At 59.1% G+C, this 17,414-nt stretch carries 14 protein-coding genes and 1 pseudogene; 11 read left to right on the top strand and 4 right to left on the bottom strand.

The window, feature by feature from the left end; genetic code table 11:
- The first annotated feature begins 32 nt into the window (after positions 1–32).
- The 6 genes from ACYG9V_RS26290 to ACYG9V_RS26265 all read left to right on the top strand — a co-directional run bounded on the left by ACYG9V_RS26290 (position 33) and on the right by ACYG9V_RS26265 (position 7,954).
- The gene (locus tag ACYG9V_RS26290) at positions 33–1,037 is read left to right on the top strand and encodes an SDR family NAD(P)-dependent oxidoreductase (RefSeq protein ID WP_460222037.1); all 1,005 of its coding nucleotides are present in this window, start codon (positions 33–35) and stop codon (positions 1,035–1,037) included.
- On the top strand, positions 1,034–2,311 hold the full coding sequence (locus ACYG9V_RS26285) for a hypothetical protein (protein ID WP_460222036.1): 1,278 nt from the start codon (positions 1,034–1,036) through the stop codon (positions 2,309–2,311). The genes ACYG9V_RS26290 and ACYG9V_RS26285 overlap by 4 nt, the downstream gene beginning before the upstream one ends.
- Entirely contained in the window at positions 2,298–3,557 is a 1,260-nt protein-coding gene (locus tag ACYG9V_RS26280; RefSeq protein ID WP_460222035.1) for a polysaccharide biosynthesis/export family protein, read from the top strand. Before ACYG9V_RS26285 ends, ACYG9V_RS26280 begins: the two co-directional genes overlap by 14 nt.
- A 70-nt stretch (positions 3,558–3,627) precedes the next feature.
- Entirely contained in the window at positions 3,628–4,542 is a 915-nt protein-coding gene (locus tag ACYG9V_RS26275) for a class I SAM-dependent methyltransferase (protein ID WP_023805942.1), read from the top strand.
- Positions 4,543–4,877: 335 nt separating this feature from the next.
- Positions 4,878–6,590, top strand: a complete 1,713-nt coding sequence (locus ACYG9V_RS26270; protein WP_023701102.1) for a type I secretion system permease/ATPase — start codon at positions 4,878–4,880, stop codon at positions 6,588–6,590.
- 26 nt (positions 6,591–6,616) lie between these two features.
- Positions 6,617–7,954 carry an HlyD family type I secretion periplasmic adaptor subunit gene (locus tag ACYG9V_RS26265; RefSeq protein ID WP_023714701.1) on the top strand — a complete coding sequence of 446 codons (1,338 nt, stop codon included), beginning with the start codon at positions 6,617–6,619 and terminating at the stop codon, positions 7,952–7,954.
- 289 nt (positions 7,955–8,243) lie between these two features.
- Here ACYG9V_RS26265 and ACYG9V_RS26260 read toward each other — a convergent pair whose 3' ends face one another.
- Positions 8,244–9,674 (bottom strand): coiled-coil domain-containing protein, encoded by a 1,431-nt coding sequence (locus ACYG9V_RS26260; protein WP_023821907.1) that lies wholly within the window; start codon positions 9,672–9,674, stop codon positions 8,244–8,246.
- A 481-nt stretch (positions 9,675–10,155) separates the two neighbouring features.
- Between ACYG9V_RS26260 and ACYG9V_RS26255 the strand changes: the two genes are divergently transcribed.
- Positions 10,156–10,626, top strand: coding sequence for a pyridoxal phosphate-dependent aminotransferase (locus ACYG9V_RS26255; protein WP_081726094.1), 471 nt, complete (start codon positions 10,156–10,158; stop codon positions 10,624–10,626).
- A 1,129-nt stretch (positions 10,627–11,755) separates the two neighbouring features.
- On the opposite strand, the gene ACYG9V_RS26250 is transcribed toward ACYG9V_RS26255, so the two are convergent.
- Complete coding sequence (locus ACYG9V_RS26250; RefSeq protein ID WP_352765547.1) at positions 11,756–12,268, bottom strand: response regulator; 513 nt, start codon at positions 12,266–12,268, stop codon at positions 11,756–11,758.
- Positions 12,269–12,447: 179 nt separating this feature from the next.
- Between ACYG9V_RS26250 and ACYG9V_RS26245 the strand changes: the two genes are divergently transcribed.
- The 4 genes from ACYG9V_RS26245 to ACYG9V_RS26230 all read left to right on the top strand — a co-directional run bounded on the left by ACYG9V_RS26245 (position 12,448) and on the right by ACYG9V_RS26230 (position 14,622).
- A complete protein-coding gene (locus ACYG9V_RS26245; protein WP_023701099.1) occupies positions 12,448–12,744 on the top strand; it encodes an ATP-dependent DNA ligase in 297 nt (98 codons plus the stop codon).
- Positions 12,745–12,851: 107 nt separating this feature from the next.
- Positions 12,852–13,001, top strand: a complete 150-nt coding sequence (locus ACYG9V_RS26240) for a hypothetical protein (protein WP_023815062.1) — start codon at positions 12,852–12,854, stop codon at positions 12,999–13,001.
- Between the two features lie 37 nt (positions 13,002–13,038).
- Complete coding sequence (locus ACYG9V_RS26235) at positions 13,039–13,284, top strand: hypothetical protein (protein WP_023714697.1); 246 nt, start codon at positions 13,039–13,041, stop codon at positions 13,282–13,284.
- Between the two features lie 1,146 nt (positions 13,285–14,430).
- Positions 14,431–14,622 (top strand): hypothetical protein, encoded by a 192-nt coding sequence (locus ACYG9V_RS26230; RefSeq protein WP_023699954.1) that lies wholly within the window; start codon positions 14,431–14,433, stop codon positions 14,620–14,622.
- A 729-nt stretch (positions 14,623–15,351) separates the two neighbouring features.
- Here the strand turns inward: ACYG9V_RS26230 and ACYG9V_RS26225 are convergent.
- Both ACYG9V_RS26225 and ACYG9V_RS26220 read right to left on the bottom strand, forming a co-directional pair.
- A pseudogene (locus ACYG9V_RS26225) lies at positions 15,352–16,418 on the bottom strand (IS3 family transposase); the annotation flags it as partial.
- Between the two features lie 160 nt (positions 16,419–16,578).
- Complete coding sequence (locus tag ACYG9V_RS26220) at positions 16,579–17,331, bottom strand: GGDEF domain-containing protein (RefSeq protein WP_023725559.1); 753 nt, start codon at positions 17,329–17,331, stop codon at positions 16,579–16,581.
- Positions 17,332–17,414 lie beyond the last annotated feature (83 nt).

Here is a 17,414-nt window from a genome sequence, read left to right as displayed (position 1 = left end):
AGCGTTCCAAACAGCCAAGGGAATGCGCAGTGATGAGCTACAATGGAAAGAAAGTCCTGGTGACCGGCGCGGACGGATTCATCGGTTCGCATGTCACCGAGGCGCTTGTTCGCAACGGGGCAGATGTCACAGCCCTTGCCCTTTACAATTCCTTCGACAGCCATGGATGGCTAGACGATCTGCCGGACACCATCCGCAGCCAGTTGAGGCTCGTCCGTGGTGACGTCCGCGACAGTGCGTTCCTTAACCGGATCATGCGCGGCCAAGCCGCGGTTTTTCATCTGGCGGCGCTTATTGCGATTCCATATTCCTACGCCGCTGCCCAGTCCTATGTGGAAACCAACATCCTGGGCACGGTGAACGTCCTCGAAGCGGCGCGCCTATGGGAGACGGAGCGGGTGATCCATACCTCCACGAGCGAGGTCTATGGAACTGCCCAAACCATGCCGATCGGCGAAACACACCCCCTGCAGGGACAGTCACCATATTCGGCATCCAAAATCGGCGCTGACATGATGGCGGAGTCTTACGCCAGGTCGTTCGATGTCCCTGTGGTCATCATGCGACCCTTCAACACGTATGGCCCGCGCCAGAGTGAGCGCGCCATCGTGCCGACCATTATCCGGCAAGTCCTCGACCCGAAATGTCCTGCGATCATGGTCGGCGATACCAGCCCGATCCGCGACCTGACCTATGTCGAAGACACCGCGACAGCGTTCCTGACCGCAGGTCTCGCCCAGCTCGAGTTCGGCCACGCCTACAACGCTGGCAGCCAACGCGCTGCGACCGTCTCGGACGTATTGGCCATTGTTCTTGAGTTGACCGATTGCAAGAAGCCGGTCCGTCGTGATGAAAGGCGCCTGAGGCCGCAAAATTCCGAAGTTCGCGCCTTGCTCGCCAACTCCTCGCGCTTTGAACGCGAGACTGGATGGCGGACACAGACCAGCCTGCGCGATGGGCTGGAGCGAACAATCACGTGGTGGCGCGAGCGCCTTAGTGAAGGCCGGGTACGGCGCGAAGTGGGTTACATGACATGACCCTGGGCGGCCGTCATGCGTTGGCGCTGTTGCTGGCTGCCGGTGCCATATCTCCCAACATCTACGTTGCCGGTGGCCGTCAAAGCAAGGCAGCGGAGGCGGCGGCCACCGCGGTTGTGGACAACCTGCCGGGCCATGTGCCCGAAACAAGGGATCCTTGGTCTGGCATGGTTTTCGCACGGATCACCAGACCGGGCGTTCTCGGCGGGGCGGGTGTATGCGGGAAGAAGTACTGCACCCACCGTTACTCAAGCGCACAGGCTTGGAATGCCGACCAGAGCCTGCTCCTGATCGCCAATGGCTGCGGTGGCCTGTGCTTTCTCGACGGACAAACCTACTTGCCTTTGTTCCACCGCAACCGCGCGACCGAATGCGAATGGCATCCCACTGATCCCGAGTTGATGATCTGTGTCGGGGGCCGGCAGATTGCGACATGGGCCCCACGTACCGATCATGAGGACGTCGTGTTTGCCTCCGCAGCGTACTCCAACCTCAAATTTGGACCCAACAAAGGCAATCCGAGCCGCGACGGCAGCCGGATTGCGGTGCGTGCAACGAACAATGACGGCAGAGCGGTGGTCTTTGGCTACGATCTAAAGCTACGGCGGAAATTCCCCGATATCGATCTTGCCGAATTCCCGGGAACAACCGGCTCCTGCTCAATCTCACCACTCGGAATCAACATAGTGTGTTCCCAGCAATTACCGGACGGAATTGAAGCGAGTTTCGTCTTCTCCATAGACGGCATATTGCGCCAGAAGTGGATGGAGCACCATCGACCAGGCCATGGCGACATGACGGTCAATTCCGACGGAAGCGAAATCTATGTCGGGATCAGCAAATCGGATCCTGACAAATATCAGGTGATCAAGCGCCGCTTGGCTGATGGCAAGGCTACCTCGCTGATGAAATATGGCGAGGCCATGCATGCGTCACTCAGGTCGCTCGGCAGGCCCGGCTGGGTGTTTCTGAGTTATGGCGGCACGCCAGCCGAACTATCGCAGCACCCGGATTGGGCGCCTTACGCTCAGCAAGTCATTGCTCTGCGTCTAGACGGCAGTGGAGAGGTCCGCCGTGTCGCAGACACGCACAACGCGCCCTTCGACTACTGGAGCGAGACGCATGCCTCTCCGTCTCCGGACGGCTCCCAGGTGGTCTGGTCCAGCAACTGGGGCGTGCCCGGTGGCCCGGTATATGATTTCGTTAGTCGTGTTGAATGGCCTTTGAAGCCGGTGTTCGACCGGAAGGAGATTGTCGCAAATGACCTTCAGTAGACGATACGTTCTTGGCGCAGTCGTGATGATGTCGCTAACCTCGATGGCTTGCGCAGGCGAGGTCGAGCCCTATCAACTCTCACCTGGCGATACGGTCGAGATAGGAATAGCGCCGATCCCTGATCGGACGCAGCGCGCCGTAGTCCAGATGGATGGCAATATCGCCCTTCCGGAGGCTGGAATGATCATGGTCGCAGGCCTGACGGCGTCCCAACTGCAAAGGCGCATGCAAGAGGTCTTGCCAAGCAAGATTTTTCACGTGCGTCTGACTGATGGGCGGGAGCAGACAGTTACTGTCGAGCCCGACGATGTCACAGCGATCATAGCGGACTATCGCCCGATCTATGTAACGGGCGATGTGCTCACCCCGGGACAACAGGCCTACCGTCCGCTCATGACTATACGGCAGGCGCTGGCCGTTTCCGGCGGCTTCAGTCTTTTGCGATCACGGGCAGGCCAGGCCGGGCCTGATCCGGTTGATCTCAAGCGCGATTACGAAATGCTCTGGGGAGATTACACGAAAGAATACCTTCACGCTGCCCGCATTCGCGCCGAGCTTCAGGGCCAGGCGGATTTCGACAAGAAGACACCACAGGGATCACCTCTTTCGCCGAGCGTTGTAGCCGCGATGGCACAGGCTGAAGCAGAGGCGCTGAAGGTTGCGCTGAGCGATTTCCGGCAGGAACAGGATTTTCTGGAGAAGGGCCGGACGGACGCTGCCGAGCAGATTGACGTTTTGCAGAAACGCGAACGAGTAGAGGGCGAGAGCGTGAAGGCGGATGAGCAAGATTTGGCGCGAGTGACGAAGGCATTCGATGCAGGCAATCTGACCAACACCCGGCTCGCGGATGTCAGGCGCGCGTTGCTTCTGTCTTCAAGCGGCGCGCTTCAAACCTCGGTCGAGCTGATGAGGGCGCGGCGCCAGCAGGAGGACTTTGTCAGACAGCACGAACGCAACGACAATCAAAGGAGGATTGGCCTGCTGACGGATCTGAAGGACACCAACGCCCGGCTGGCGGATGTCACCGCCAGGCTCCATGCCGCCAGCGAGAAGCTGCAGCCGACCGGAGCATCCACACAGCCATTGCCGATTGCCGGCGAAACGGTACGGGCCCAGGTGACCATCGTGCGCAAGATCGGCAATGAATGGCGCAAGCTGTTGGTTGACGAAGATGCGATTGTGCTGCCGGGGGATACTCTCGAAGCCAAATTCAGCAGTGAACTGCAAAGTGTGGCAGTCCAATAGGGCGTCAGCGCAGTCCGTGCGGAGCTTACTGTTCTATCGGGGGGGCAACCCAATTGAACGGAGATCCAAGGTGAGGCGCATTTTCAACCAGGGAGCGACCCTGACACCCTCAACGAACGCGGATCAGATGACGCAGTCTGCAAGTTATGCTTCCCATATGCCGTCAGCGCGAATTGTGCGGTCCAGGTCGCGCGCCGGTGAGTCCGGAAATTGGCAGGAATTTACGTCCAGCAAGGAGAGCAATGCGCAGGGCGGCTGGGTGTCGGACGGCTATAGGACCAGCCATTGCGCGCCCGGCTACGGCCTACATTACAACAAAACGCACAGTTCCGGCTATTATGGCGCGCTTTGGGAGAACATCGAAAAGCCCCTGATCCTCAACGTTCTTCGCCCCTTGAGCGGAGCGAGCCGAAACTGCCTCGATTTCGCATGCGGAACAGGTCGCATCGCCGAGGTAGCCGCCGGCCTCTTCAGCGAGGTGGTTGGCGCCGACGTTTCCAGAACTATGCTCGACAGCGCTCAAGTACCGCCCAATGTGAGTTTGCGTCACGTCGACGTGACAAGGGAGAAGTTGGGTATGACGTTCGATGTGGTAACCGCATTTCGTTTTTTCCTGAACGCAGAGGATGAACTGAAATGGCATGCACTGAAAGCGATCAATGAGCACCTGAAAGATGGCGGGCGGCTTGTGTGCAACGTTCACATGAATGCGACGTCGCCCGTCGGCCTGGCGTGCCGGCTGCTCAATCGAGTGTCTGGACGCACAATTCGCCACACGCTGAGCGCGGCGAGGTTCAAGGCCCTCCTGACTGCCTCGGGATTCACCGTCGAGCAGACGATACCGTACGGTTACCTGCCTCGGCCGGGAAACCTGTTGCCAGGGTTCTGTGAAATGATGATGCAGCCTGTCGAGAAGGCCTGCAGAAGGCTTTGCGTTCCTGGCCAGCTGGCGCAACACTTCCTGGTTGTTGCGAGGAAGCGCTAAAGCGCGAAAATGTCCCGAAAAAGGGCAGGGGGTGGTTTTCTTGGGCCGCTCCGCCCGGCATGAAGCCCCGCCCAAATACCATGGAACGGCAGTTTTCCCCCGATTTGACATGTGGGTTCCGGGTTTCTGAGGGCAGCGCCACGATTTTGCTACATTTTGACTAAAGTCCAAGCATGTTAGTGGGGCGTAATATTAGAAGGCTAAGGGGATACGCTCCTGAACAGCAAGAGATTGTCGGTGCCCAGTGGGGCCAGTGAGCTTGCGCAACGATCTCTCACGGGAGGTCGAAGCCTATGAACCCTGGTGGAAGGAGTTCGTCGGATCTGCGAGGCGCAATGCTTGGGACCGTGCCTGGCCTGGTAGGCGTCGGCATCTTCTCGGCAGTCATAAACCTTCTCGCCCTGACCGGCTCGGTCTATATGCTGCAAATTTACGATCGCGTTTTACCTTCGCAGAGCGTTCCGACGCTTGTCGGGTTCACCATCGGAATGCTGGGTCTTTACGCTGTCTACGGGCTGCTGGATTTCGTGCGGCTGCGCCTGCTGGTTCGAGTGGGCAATCGTGTCCATAGGAATTTGAAGCAGAGGGTGTTCGGCCTCTCGCTGTCCTTGCCGCTCATTGGCGGGCAGGATGCGAACCGGATACAGCCCCTCCGTGATCTCGATCAGTTACGCGGCTTCCTTTCCGGAATGGGGCCGACTGTTATATTCGACGCTCCGTGGATTCCATTTTACCTGCTGATCATCTATTTCCTGCATCCTGCGCTCGGTCTGTTGTCCACAAGCGGTGCGATCATTGTCGTGCTGCTCACGGTCATGGCGGAAGTTCTTGGCCGCACATCGGTGACACGCGCGTCCGAGACGCTGGTGTCGCAGCGCAATCTCGCCGAATCCGGACGCCGCAACGCGGAGGTCGTACGCGCGATGGGCCTTTCCGCACGGCTTGCCCACCGCTGGGGCGAGATCAATAACGCATATCTGAGGCACCAAGAGAAGCTTTCCGACGTCGTCGGCGCCACCGGGGCACTCTCTAGGGCACTGCGTTTGGCCTTGCAGTCCTGCGTTCTCGGACTGGGTGCCTACCTGGTGATAGGAGGCGAAGCCTCGCCAGGCGTGATCATCGCATCCTCCATCTTGCTGGGCCGCTCATTGGCTCCTGTTGACGCCGCTATCGCGAACTGGCGAGGCTTCGCCGCGTTCCGGCAAAGCTATTCGCAACTGGCAACGGCCCTGGCCGCTTTTCCTGACCGGGACGAACATATGGAACTTCCGCGCCCCCAAGCGGAGCTTGCGGTCGAGGACCTGACTATAGCGCCACCGGGCCAGCAAAAACCGACGGTAGCCAATGTCAGCTTCCGCCTGGCTGCAGGGACGGGAATGGCCGTTGTCGGCCCGAGCGGTTCTGGCAAAAGCACGCTTGTGCGCGCGCTGGTGGGCGTCTGGCAGCCACTTCGCGGCACGGTGAGGCTGGACGACGCCTCGCTTGACCAATGGGACCAAGAACGTCTTGGCGCACATATTGGCTACCTGCCCCAGGACGTCGAACTGTTTGATGGAACGGTTGCCGATAACATTTCGCGATTTGGCGGGAAGGGCGACGCCAAGGGCGTGCTCGCAGCTGCCAAGGCAGCGGGCGTCGACAAAATGATCCTGCGATTGCCGAACGGTTTTCAAACTCGCATGGGCGAGGGAGGAACAGCGTTGTCGGCTGGACAGCGGCAACTCGTAGGGCTTGCCAGGGCACTTTACGGCGATCCGTTTCTCGTCGTTCTGGACGAGCCGAATTCAAATCTGGACGTCGATGGCGATACCGCCTTGGCCGGCGCGATCCTGGCAGTGCGCAGACGTGGAGGCATCGTCATCGTAGTTGCGCACCGTCCTTCTGCCCTTACCAACATCGACAGGGTACTCGTAATGTCCAATGGGATGCTTCACGCCTTCGGCTCACGCGAGGAGGTCCTGGCCAACGTCATCCGCCCCTTTGCTGCGCCGGTTGAACGCCCGGCAGCGGCCGTCGCGATGCACAAAGGGGTGAGCGGTCACGCATGAGGGATATTTTTTTGTCTGAGGCGACGATGGCTCCATCGGCCCCGATCGGCAATGGGAGCCGGCGCAACGCGATTTCGGGCACGCGCGATGGAATCGGGGCCAACCTGATCCTGGGTGCGGCGGTCACGGTTATGTTGCTTGCCGGCGGCGGGCTCTGGCTCGGTCTGACCAAGATTGCTGGCGCGGTAATTGCGCCGGCGACCGTGGTGGTCGAGAGCAACATAAAGAAGGTGCAGCATCTGACGGGCGGCACGATAGGTGGCATCTTCGCGCAAGACGGGGATCATGTACGGGCCGGCGATGTGATGGCACGGTTGGACGACACACTGACACGGGCCAATCTGCTGATAATTAGCAAGGATCTTGATCGGGCAACGGTTCGGCTTGTGCGGCTGGAGGCAGAGCGGCAAGGCCTGTCGGAGATGCAGCTTCCGTTCAGCCTTCAAGCGCGAATGGGCGAGCCGGAGCTGGCTGCGCTGGTGAACGGCGAGCGCACGCTGTTCGACAGCCGCGCTACGGCCCTCAACGGGCAGAAGGCACAATTGCAAAGCCGCTCAAAGCAACTCGAACGCCAAGTTGAGGGCCTCAAGGCGCAACAGACCGCGGAAGAACAATCCGTGGTCCTGCTGGATGGCGATCTTGTCGATGTACAGGCGCTTTTTACAAAGAAACTGGTGTCCAAAGAGCGACTTAGCAACATCAGACTGGATGCCACCCGGGCGCACGGAGAATCAGGGCGCCTCGCGGCGGCAGTTGCCGAGGCGCAGGCCCGGATCAGCGAGACCGAATTGCAGATTCTTCAGCTCGATGAACAAAGGCGTAGTGACGTAACGAGCGAACTTCGTGAAACGGAAGCCAAGCAAACCGAACTCAGCGAGCGCAAGGTTGTGGCACAGGACGAACTGGCCAAAACCACCATCCGCGCTCCGCAATCGGGAACGGTACAGGAATCTTCCATTCACACGATCGGCGGCGTGATTGCCGCGGGCGAAGTTCTGATGATGATCGTCCCTGACACCGGCAACCTTGTGGTCGACGCGCTGATTGCGCCGTCGCGCATAGATGACGTTCGTCCAGGTCAGCGGGTCTCGATCCGGTTTCCGGCTTTCGACGCCGGCACTACGCCTGCCTGCCAAGGGTCTGTCAAGCGCATCTCGGCGGACCTGATAAAAGATCAACAGCGCCAGCTTTCTTATTTCTCGGCGCGCATCAATGTCGAAGACAAGTCCACCTGTCTGACCGATGCCAAAGTGCTCAAACCCGGTATGCCAGCGGAGGTTCACATAAGTACGGACGAACACAGCGTCTGGTCTTATCTGCTGAAGCCGCTTACCGACCAGATGTCGAGGGCTTTCCGGGAATGACATGGCGGCTGTGAGCGGTCGACCGCGGGAACACGGCAGGCGTGCTTGCTGACATATTAGGGTAGGCGACGTGATGCCACAGGGGTGACGCCTGCGGCCGACGCGCGAGGCTCGTCTGGGACATTGTCCCGGCTACAAGGATGCCCCAACAGGATTTTCCTGGCCGCCTCACCAAGTCCTGCCCCGACAACAGCGTTAGTGTCCTGTCATCTTTTGCGCAACAAACAGCGCATACCGTTCCACGATCATCGACATGGGCAATTGCCTCACGAGGAGAGGTTCTTTGCTCCTACGACGCGGCGAGGGCCCTGCGGCGGACACGGCGTGCGGCATGCACCGTTCGGTCTGCAGTCACCGCTACATTTGCCACGTCAGATGTATGCGGCAAGGCGTTCGCGCTTCCATGCGACCTCTTGTAGGGCAGCAATTCCCTGACCCGAGCATTGACCGAGGCAATCTCGACCCGCAAGTCCTCGCATTCCTGCCGTCTCACATCGAGTTCAATCTGATCGGACGCCTGCTGCATGGACAGCTGTGCAAAATCTGCGGCGATCTTGGAAAGGTTCACCTTGTTGGTTTCGGCCTCCTCGGTGAGTGCGGCCAACCTTTCGTCGGTCACCTGTTTTTCGGCCAGGGCGTCGCTCCATTGTAGCTGGAGCCTGGCGATCTCGGCCGCGGCCTCGTTGTTTGCGTTTGAGGCGAGTTCGAAGCGCGATTGGAGACTTTGAATTTCTGAGCGCAATCCTCGGTTCTCAGCCTGGCAGCGTTTAAGCTCGCCATCCATGTCCGCCTGCATAATCCTGGCTGCTTCGGTCACCTCCCATAGCTTCGCCTGCGCAACCTCGAGTGAGGTGTGCAATTTGATTGCCTCTTTTTCGCTCTTGCCGAGCGCACTCAGCATTTCGGAATTTCGCGCAGCTTCGTTGGCATGGATCGTGGAGAAGGCATCCAGCCTATGCCGTGCCTCTTCCTCCCGCTTCATGGCCTTTTCCAGGTCAATAGACAGGCTCACATTCTTTTCACGCAGCTGTTTGTTCTCTCGGGAGCGCCTGTCGGCCTCGACATTTGCGGCGGCAAGCATGTTCGTGAGGTCGCCAAATTCCGCTTCGTTCTTTGTGGTGGTGTTCGCCGCTTCGACCAGCTCCAGCCTTGCCGCGGCCAACGCGCCACGGAGCACTTCACACTCCTGAACAAGGCTTGCCTGGCGCTGCTGCAATGTCTCGACGGTGCCTTGACGCTCACAGTACCGTCTGTTCAGGTCATTGAGTGTTTCCGACAAGTTCCTTTGATCTGCGATCAGATTTTGATTCGCCAACTCCAGTTCGTTGGCACGGAGAATGTCCGCGTGAAGGATGTGAAAAAACTCGGACGTCAGTTGACATGTGCTTGTAATTTCGGAGATTTTTGCGTTGATCTCCTCGAAATGGAGCTTGGCATCGTGGAACAAGCCGTTAAACGAGCTCACGGCAGCAATTCGGCTCTGCGTATGTGAGGTCATCCGATGCGCTGGTATCGGCGAGCTATCATCGTCGTCGCCGGCACCGTCCTCGCTTGGTACGCTGTCATCCTGTTCGTTGTTTTCGCCTGCCATGTTTGGCACGTCGGCGACATCCTCCAAATCGAGGCACTGGTCGACAGCGTTAGCCAAGTCAGCTTCGAGATCGTCGAACGACCTCTCCACATTGTCCTCGGCGCGTCTGATCAAATCCCTGAACTTCATGACTTCATCCCCTGCAGCCGCATGCCCGGACCATTGAGGCACGAGGACTGAGATGCTTTTGTATCGAGAGCTCAACTCAGCGTCTTCGTTCAATCAAACGATGCCAGGGCGCCGGCGCCGCGAGGAGCCGAGAGCTGCGATCGGAAGGCCCTACATCGGTCTAGGTGCCTGCTGACTTATTCTTGAGGACTGCGCGGCTCCCCTTCTTGCCATCGTCTTGGCGTCAATGGTGTGTTGCCTGGGCACATTAACAACTCAGGTGCAGAAGCCCCGACGAACGGCCCGGCACAGCCTCTTGTGGGGCGCATCAGGCGGCCGGGCCTAACCGGCGGTTGAGTGTTTTGGTTTGCCGGCTGACTCACCATGCGACATTGGCGAGGCAAGCGCATCATTCGAACGAATTGGGGACCGGCCGCCTGGCCGCTCAATCGCACTAAGCTTCCGTTGCCGGAGCTGGCGACGAGGTGCTTTGCCTTGAGCCTTGGTATCTACATACGAAGCGGCAATACGCGCCGATGGAGCAGTGGTCCGACCCGTCAAACTATCGCTGCAAAATGCGCGGCGGAAGGCATCCGAGGATATTCTCCGTTCAGCGGTAGGAGATCGAACGCGGGCGATCTTGCTGAACTCCCCAAACAATCCCGGCGGATATGTGTTCGGCAAGGAGGATCTGGAAACCATTGCCACATTTGCCGAGCGGCACAATCTATGGATCATCAGCGATGAGGTTTACCGCAGCACAGTGTTCGACGGCGAGTTCCTCTCAATAGCATTCAGTCCCGGAATGAGAGAGCGGACGATAATTGTGAACAGCCTGTCGAAGTCTCATGCAATGACCGGCTGGAGGCTAGGGTGGACGCTTGGGCCGGTCTCGGCATCAGTTCATCTGGAAAATCTTGCGCAATGCATGCTCTTCGGATCGCCGACCGTATTCAGGATGCCGCAGCGGTGACTCTCGATGAGGCGGTGACGCAGAGATGCGTTTCTTTTCGGACGCCCTTCTGCCGTTGATGTTGACCAATGCTGTGCGGATGTTCGCCGGGGATATGCGTGAACCTTATCGTCCGCTGCGGCGCTCAATTTGCTTGGGGTTCTTGGAACCGTTCCGAACTTTCTCCTTGCGCCTCCGATCGAGTTGCGCGTGCTCATGCGGGGCGCTGAGGTGTCTCGATCCGCAGTGGCGCGGCCATTATGCGACGATCAGCTTAGTTGAAATTTGTCCCCAGCGGACGGGAACGACGCTTGGCCATGTTAGTTGATGTGAATGGAGCAGCTAAGAAAAGATCTGGCATTGCTTACGCGACCCGGCTTCTGGATAGCTTTCGGCATTTTGTTGCTGCTTTACGGGATTCAGGTCTTTTTTCTAATTCGGGCATGCCAATGCCTTTAGCCTGGAACATCGATACCCCTAGCTGGAACGCGGTCTGTCCATCTCCCGGCGGCTGCGCCGATAGCGTTGATCAACGATATATTCATTTATAAGCCTGCTATTCCCGGGGATGCCGAGGTTGGCAGCGCCTGCATCGTTGACTACGCACGTGGCGCTCCCCTCAAGGTAGGTGGTTACCATTCTCGCGCAGCCGGTGAGCATTGGAGCCCGCACTGTGTTGGACGTGCGCTCATGCGTCGGGAAATTTCTTATAGACAGGGGAGGGTCTGTCAGGCTGGAAAATCACAAGCTGCCCCGCGAATGAGGAAGCAAAAAAGGTGCAAGACCAGATCGATTTCTTCCAGGCAACTCGGTCCTCGCATCATCGCCGATCAGCGGCCGTACCGTCGAGAACCAAAATGCGCACGATCTCAGCCGGTCGGCTTCGACCAAAACATGCGGACTACCGGACGGGGACAGTCGGTGCCGCGTCCCATCCTGTGGCCGGCGCTATGCTGACGCTCCTACGGTATCCCGTTCACCGCCCGCGCAGGAGGGCGAATTTCCTCCGTCCTGCGCGCGACAACCGTCCACTGTTGCGGCCGCACGCAGGACTGCGGCTTATACGCCGTTCTTCCTTTGAGCGGCGTCCAGTTCGCAGGGCTAAATCACCATTGGTATGCAGACGAGCCTCTCGGCGTCTGGACAGAGATCAATTGCGCTTTGCACCAGGGTTCCTGGATCGTAAGCTCCAAACACGCTGCAGTCGCCTGATATGGTCCACTACGTTGGCCGGCTCATACGGCTTCGCAAGGTGCGGGCCTTCCTGACAAAGGTCGCCCGCCGCGATCGCAGTTCGTTCTACTGCGGCGGAAAGCATTATTTTGACCTCGGGCTTGTTCTCGCGAACCCACTTCGACAGTTGGAACCCGTTCATGTTGCCCGGCAGGTCAACGTCACACAAGACGGTGTCGACACCGAACTCCGCATAGTTCAACGCTTGTTGCGCCTCACGTGCGAAATGGGCCTCAATCACCCTGTAGCCACAGTGGCGGAGATAGTCCGCGATGACGCATCGGGCGATGACGTCGCCGTCAACCACGAGGATCGTTTGGCTCTGTTGGTTCGGGGCTTCCATTGACGGAGAACGGTCAGCAACCGGCAGGGTTCCACGCATCATGACCTGCGCGGGATGCCGACCGAAGATCGCGGCGAGATCCTGCACGAAATGATCCCTGCCGGCGGGCGCATTCAATTCAGCGGAGCGATGCCGCACTGGTGACGCCGTCTACCACCTGGTCGACGAGACGGGCTAGAAGACATGGTCTCGAAGCTCAAGGGCAGCCCATATCGCAGCGGCAAACGAGCGCTTGGCGCAAGATCAAGTGCTTTGAGGAAAAGGAAATGCAAATCATCGGTGCACAGCGCGAGCGCGGCAAAGCTACCCAGGTGATCATCGCTGAAAAGGGCCTCTATAAAGGCGGCGCACTCGTCAACTTCAGTGCCGATGAGCGGCAAGCGCTTTGGGATCGCGTCCAGGGCAAGGTTGGCGGCCCGGTCCCGAAGGGGCATAAAAAGGACAAGGCCGAGTGGCTGAAGCCCGGACTGGTTGGCTGGGTCAAGACCCTCAAAGGCGAAGAGAAGCTGGGGCACGCAAGGCTGCTGGATTTCCGGGAGGATGATGCAAATGGCCATGCCTAAGAAAGATCAGGAACGCGCCACCTACGCTTGGATGTACGGCGCCCAAGCGCGCAAGGATGGCAAGGAGCGTGAGGTGCCAGCTGGCTGCAGGGCTTGACGGTGTGGCGATGGACGGTTTTGGCAAGACCAAAACCGTCAACGACGAGATGGAGGCCGAGGTCGACGAAGCCGCCGTCGAGCGCCCCGACGAATACCATTTGGTGTATGAATCTGTACGGTCGTTTTTGATTGAAGAAAGGGTTTCGGCGGGCCTATAAAGATTGCGTTTACCATTGCCTTTTTTGGGAGGATGCGATGGTTGCAACGCCCATAGATATCGCTCAAGCGGCCACTGCGACTACGGCTACCTTGCTGAAGTGGCAGAAGTCCATGGAGGAACGCGCCACGTTTCGCCAGAACATGGATCAATCGCGCAGGGCGATCCAAGCCTCACGCGAACTGCTGAAGCGCCTTCGCCAACGTCATCGCGACGAGATGTCGGAAAGTTCGGAAAATGCCGACCCGTCTACTGCGCCGATATCGCAACGCGCCGGCAGCTAGCGGGAGGCGACCAGAGCCGATGTGATGGGGAAAGTTTCACTGGCCGTTCCTTGGGTGGGCAGGCAAGTTAAACTTTGTCAACGAGCGGCCTTTTTCGCGCTCGCGGAAGCGCCACGTTGCTTTCGACCAGGCGCACGTGCTCGGCGTCGACAGTCACCAATGGCCGGAGGCTGACGGTTACCTTGTCCCCGTCGATGCGTGTGACAGGGCCGATCAATTCCATATGCTGGCCAATCACAGCCTTCCAAGTCGAATCGACAACAGAATGCGGGAAGTCGTAGGAGGGGATCGTCACGCTTATGCGATCGGGCGTCACCCGGCCGCGCACAATCGCCGTGACTGCGACCTCGTCGCCAACTTTGATACTTCCCCGAGCCATGCCCAAGACTTTGGAGCAGCCGGCGCCGGCGTCAAGATGAGGGGGAGCTAATAAAACCCCTCCGCGCCGCGATTGTGACGCAGGGCGATCCGATCGCCGCCAGCGACTTAGCAGACCAATTGACGACAGCGGCCGAGAAGCCTGGCATCCCTGCCGACCAAATCAACGGCGAAATCGAAAGCGTCTTCGAACTGCTCTTAGAGGTGATGCGGCGCGAGAGTTGCGCGAGGAGAACCAGCCCGGAGGCTTCTCCGGGGCTGTGCCGGTCCTGTCCCGTTCCAGCGGATGAACTGCGCCTTCTGACCGGTGACCGTCTCAATCGACTTCAACAGGGGTCCATGGGCCTCAGGTAGAGCTTGGCAGTGCTCCCTGTGGTACGCCAGGAGCGGCCCGGCGATGCTCTTGTGCAGCGCTTCGGCTGCCGCCAGGAAGCGCTCGATTTCAGCCCGGGAAAGCTGTTCGGAAGGTTTGTTCTGGCCATTGGCGCTCTCCATTGAGGGCGTCGCCGCAACGAGGACCACATTTCTACATGCCAGGCCGTCTGACAAGCGCCTCGCCGGCCTTACCCGAAGGAAGACGCAGGGCCACGGCGCCAAGCGGAGCCATCAGGAGCAACCCGCAAAGATGAGCAACGGCAGGCCCGGCGACCTCCTTTGGCACACGGGACAAACAAGAAGGGCGCCGAGCCTTACCGGCGCTGCTTTGTGAGGGAGACGACGCCGGATGATGAGAGTATGCGATCGTGCTAATCTCTGCGAACCATGCGAATGAAGGAAAGCCGCGTGGCAGTGCCAATCAACGACGTTGAGACCAAGGTCGGCGGGTGCGATCAGGTTCGGACCATGATGACGGGCTGGTGGGCCTGCACATGGTGGTGGCTACCGCGCTACCGCCTTGCTTTGCGCCAGCCGGCGGCCCATGCCTCTGCCTCGCTGCACAGCCAGCGCTCGCTGTACTGAAACTGATCGTCGTCTTCCAGTAATGCTCCTGCCCTGGAACGTGATAAATCGCTCATCGGTACTGGTGGAAATGTTGCCCTTGATATCGCAGGCTCCCCGCGCCGGCCGTGCGGGTGCCACTCAGCCAGCCAGCTGGGATGAGCCGGTCAGGGAACCATCACCAGCGCCGGCAGATATTGCCGTCGCCACATCCACCGCCGCTTTGCGTTCTTGCGCCAGCGGTCGGCCTGATCCGCACCTTGATGACGCTGGACTTTGCCCACGCCCTCTCCCCCGAGTGCAGAATGCTTCCAAAGCGGTAGCGAGTCCCGACCGGAACATTAGCGCCGACTAACGGTTATTTCGGCAGTGTTCCGAACCGTGATTGGTAGAGCGTTGGTGGCGTTTCATCTTGTCTATTTTTCCGGCCTGACGGCAGACCAGCTGCTAGGCAGCGCCGTTTCTATGATAGTGTGTTTGCTGCTTTATCACGCTCTAGCTACGGACCCCTAACTGATGGTCCACTTCCCGGCTACCCGGCAATCGAAGCTCGCGCGACGTTCCCGACTTTTTCAGCATGATGAGAAGCGCCTCTAGGATTTGATGTGCGCCCGTAGCCAGTGCCCATGCATTCGCGACGATCTCTTGCTCACGCTCTGTGACCTGGGACCCTTGTTCCCTCCAGTTCAATGGAGAGTCCGGAGTTTCATTTCTGGCCTCATGCGGCCTGTTTTCCAGAGCCATTTTGATGGCGAATTCGATGGGCGTGATGTTGCCCAGGGCTGAGTGTGGTCTGTTCTGGTTGTAGTCCTCCTTCCATAGATCGATTGCTGCCCGTGCTTGCGTGAGAGTGGAGAACAACGTTTCGTTCAAGCATTCGTCGCGAAATCGGCCGTTGAAACTCTCCACGAATCCGTTTTGCATCGGCTTGCCGGGCGCGATGTAGTGCCATTCGACGCCGCCTTCCTGGCACCATTTGAGGATCGCCATCGACGTTAGCTCGGTGCCATTGTCCGAGACGATCGTGCGAGGCCTGCCGCGGCGGGCGAGGATGGCATCCAGCTCCCGAGCGACGCGGGCGCCCGACAGCGATGTATCCGCGACCAGCGCCAGGCACTCGCGCGTGAAGTCGTCGACGACGGCCAGAACCCGGAACCGGCGTCCGTCCGTGAAGGCATCGCTTACGAAGTCCAGGCTCCAGCGCTCATTCGTCCGACCCGGCGCGATCATCGGCCGTCTTGTTCCCAAGGCCCGTTTGCGGCCGCCACGTTTGCGGACCTGGAGCTTCTCCTCCCGGTAAAGCCGCCGCAGTTTCTTCTGGTTCATCACGATCCCTTGCCGTTCAAGCATGATGTGGATGCGCCGGTAGCCAAAGCGGCGGCGCTCGGCAGCCACCGTCTTCATCGCGGCTCGAACGGCGGCATCGTCCGACCGGATGCTTGTGTAGCGAACGCTTGAGCGGTCGACGAAAAGAGCCTTGCACGCCCGACGCTGGCTCACCCCATGCCGATCGCAGGCGTGGGCCACAGCGCATCGCTTGGCATCGGGCGTCACCATTTTTTTGCGGCGACATCCTTCAGGATGGCATTGTCCAGCATCTGCTCGGCCAGCAGCTTCTTCAGCTTGGCGTTCTCCTCTTCCAAAGCCTTCAGCTTGCGCGCATCGGAAACGTCCATGCCACCGAACTTGGCCTTGTATTTGTAGAAGGTCGCTTCCGAGATCCCATGCTTGCGGCAGACATCGGCGGTCTTCATGCCCGCCTCCTGCTCCTTCAAAATCGCGATGACTTGTTCTTCCGTGAACCGTGAACGCTTCATTCGTCCGTCTCCTTGAGCGGGACAGACTCTACCAAAAACTGGAGGAGCTTCAGGGTTTCAGGTCAGTCCGGTTTGGCAACAAAGGCCAAGATGATCGCTGTCGCAGCCGTGCGGCAAGACATATTTGCGGCGGTGTTCCTCCGGCAACGAATCGTCCCAGCTAGTTGTGGAGGTGCGACAGTTGAAGTCCAGGCTGGTGCTCCATGCCGGATAACAGCGATTCCGCCGATCGGAACATGTCCTCGAATTCCAACTCGTTTTCAAACACCACGCCGCCGACGCTGATGGTCAGCGTGTCCGCGGTTCCTTTTGGCGCGAAATAGGCTTGGGCCACGCGCGCCCGGATACGCTCGCCGATCTCCCTGGCGTCTTCTTCTGTCGCACCGGGCAGAAAGACCCCGAACATGGAGGTTCCGATCCGGCCCACCAGATCTTCCTTGCGTACCGATGACTGGATGGTCGAGGCTATGAGCCGCAAGGCTTCGTCACCCCAGCCAAGGCCGAAGCGCAGATTGATGGACCTGATGTGTTCGGGATGAATGACCAGGAAGGCGCCAGATCTTGGACCAGACGATTTCGGCCTGGTTGCTCTCCTTTCGACCATCGACGTGAAGACTGTCCGGTTGAGGCAGCCTGTCAGGCTGTCAAAGGTCGCCGACTTGTTGAGTTCTCTTCGATAACGGACGAGCTCGGTCCGCTGCAGGCCAATGAACAGCAAAAGCGGGCCACCGACGATGACCGGCAACAGGATCGCTGTGACCATGCTGCGGCCGAACGGCGTCAAGGCTTCCGAGAACAGAAGCAGATAATTTAGGCCAACCGAGAGGAGCAGAATTCCCGCCGATCCCAGGGCGGTCAGCCATGCGATATCTTTCCATTGCCGGGGCGAGCTATTCGCCATTGGTGTCATCATTAGCCAATCTCCCGCCTGATCGGCTGTCATAAGGCCAAGGTGCTGCACTTTCAGTTTCGAGGAAACATACAATTTTAGTAATG

The organism is Mesorhizobium sp. W016 (assembly GCF_054719485.1).
This window is presented reverse-complemented; position numbering and strand designations above follow the sequence as displayed.

Excerpts from the sequence above, each read along its gene's own strand:
- ACYG9V_RS26290 (WP_460222037.1), top strand. The coding sequence starts at position 33 with ATGAGCTACAATGGAAAGAAAGTCCTGGTGACCGGCGCGGACGGATTC.
- ACYG9V_RS26285 (WP_460222036.1), top strand. The coding sequence starts at position 1,034 with ATGACCCTGGGCGGCCGTCATGCGTTGGCGCTGTTGCTGGCTGCCGGT.
- ACYG9V_RS26280 (WP_460222035.1), top strand. The coding sequence starts at position 2,298 with ATGACCTTCAGTAGACGATACGTTCTTGGCGCAGTCGTGATGATGTCG.
- ACYG9V_RS26270 (WP_023701102.1), top strand. The coding sequence starts at position 4,878 with ATGCTTGGGACCGTGCCTGGCCTGGTAGGCGTCGGCATCTTCTCGGCA.
- ACYG9V_RS26265 (WP_023714701.1), top strand. The coding sequence starts at position 6,617 with ATGGCTCCATCGGCCCCGATCGGCAATGGGAGCCGGCGCAACGCGATT.
- ACYG9V_RS26260 (WP_023821907.1), bottom strand. The coding sequence starts at position 9,674 with ATGAAGTTCAGGGATTTGATCAGACGCGCCGAGGACAATGTGGAGAGG.
- ACYG9V_RS26245 (WP_023701099.1), top strand. The coding sequence starts at position 12,448 with ATGCAAATCATCGGTGCACAGCGCGAGCGCGGCAAAGCTACCCAGGTG.
- ACYG9V_RS26240 (WP_023815062.1), top strand. The coding sequence starts at position 12,852 with ATGGACGGTTTTGGCAAGACCAAAACCGTCAACGACGAGATGGAGGCC.
- ACYG9V_RS26235 (WP_023714697.1), top strand. The coding sequence starts at position 13,039 with ATGGTTGCAACGCCCATAGATATCGCTCAAGCGGCCACTGCGACTACG.
- ACYG9V_RS26230 (WP_023699954.1), top strand. The coding sequence starts at position 14,431 with ATGAAGGAAAGCCGCGTGGCAGTGCCAATCAACGACGTTGAGACCAAG.
- ACYG9V_RS26220 (WP_023725559.1), bottom strand. The coding sequence starts at position 17,331 with ATGATGACACCAATGGCGAATAGCTCGCCCCGGCAATGGAAAGATATC.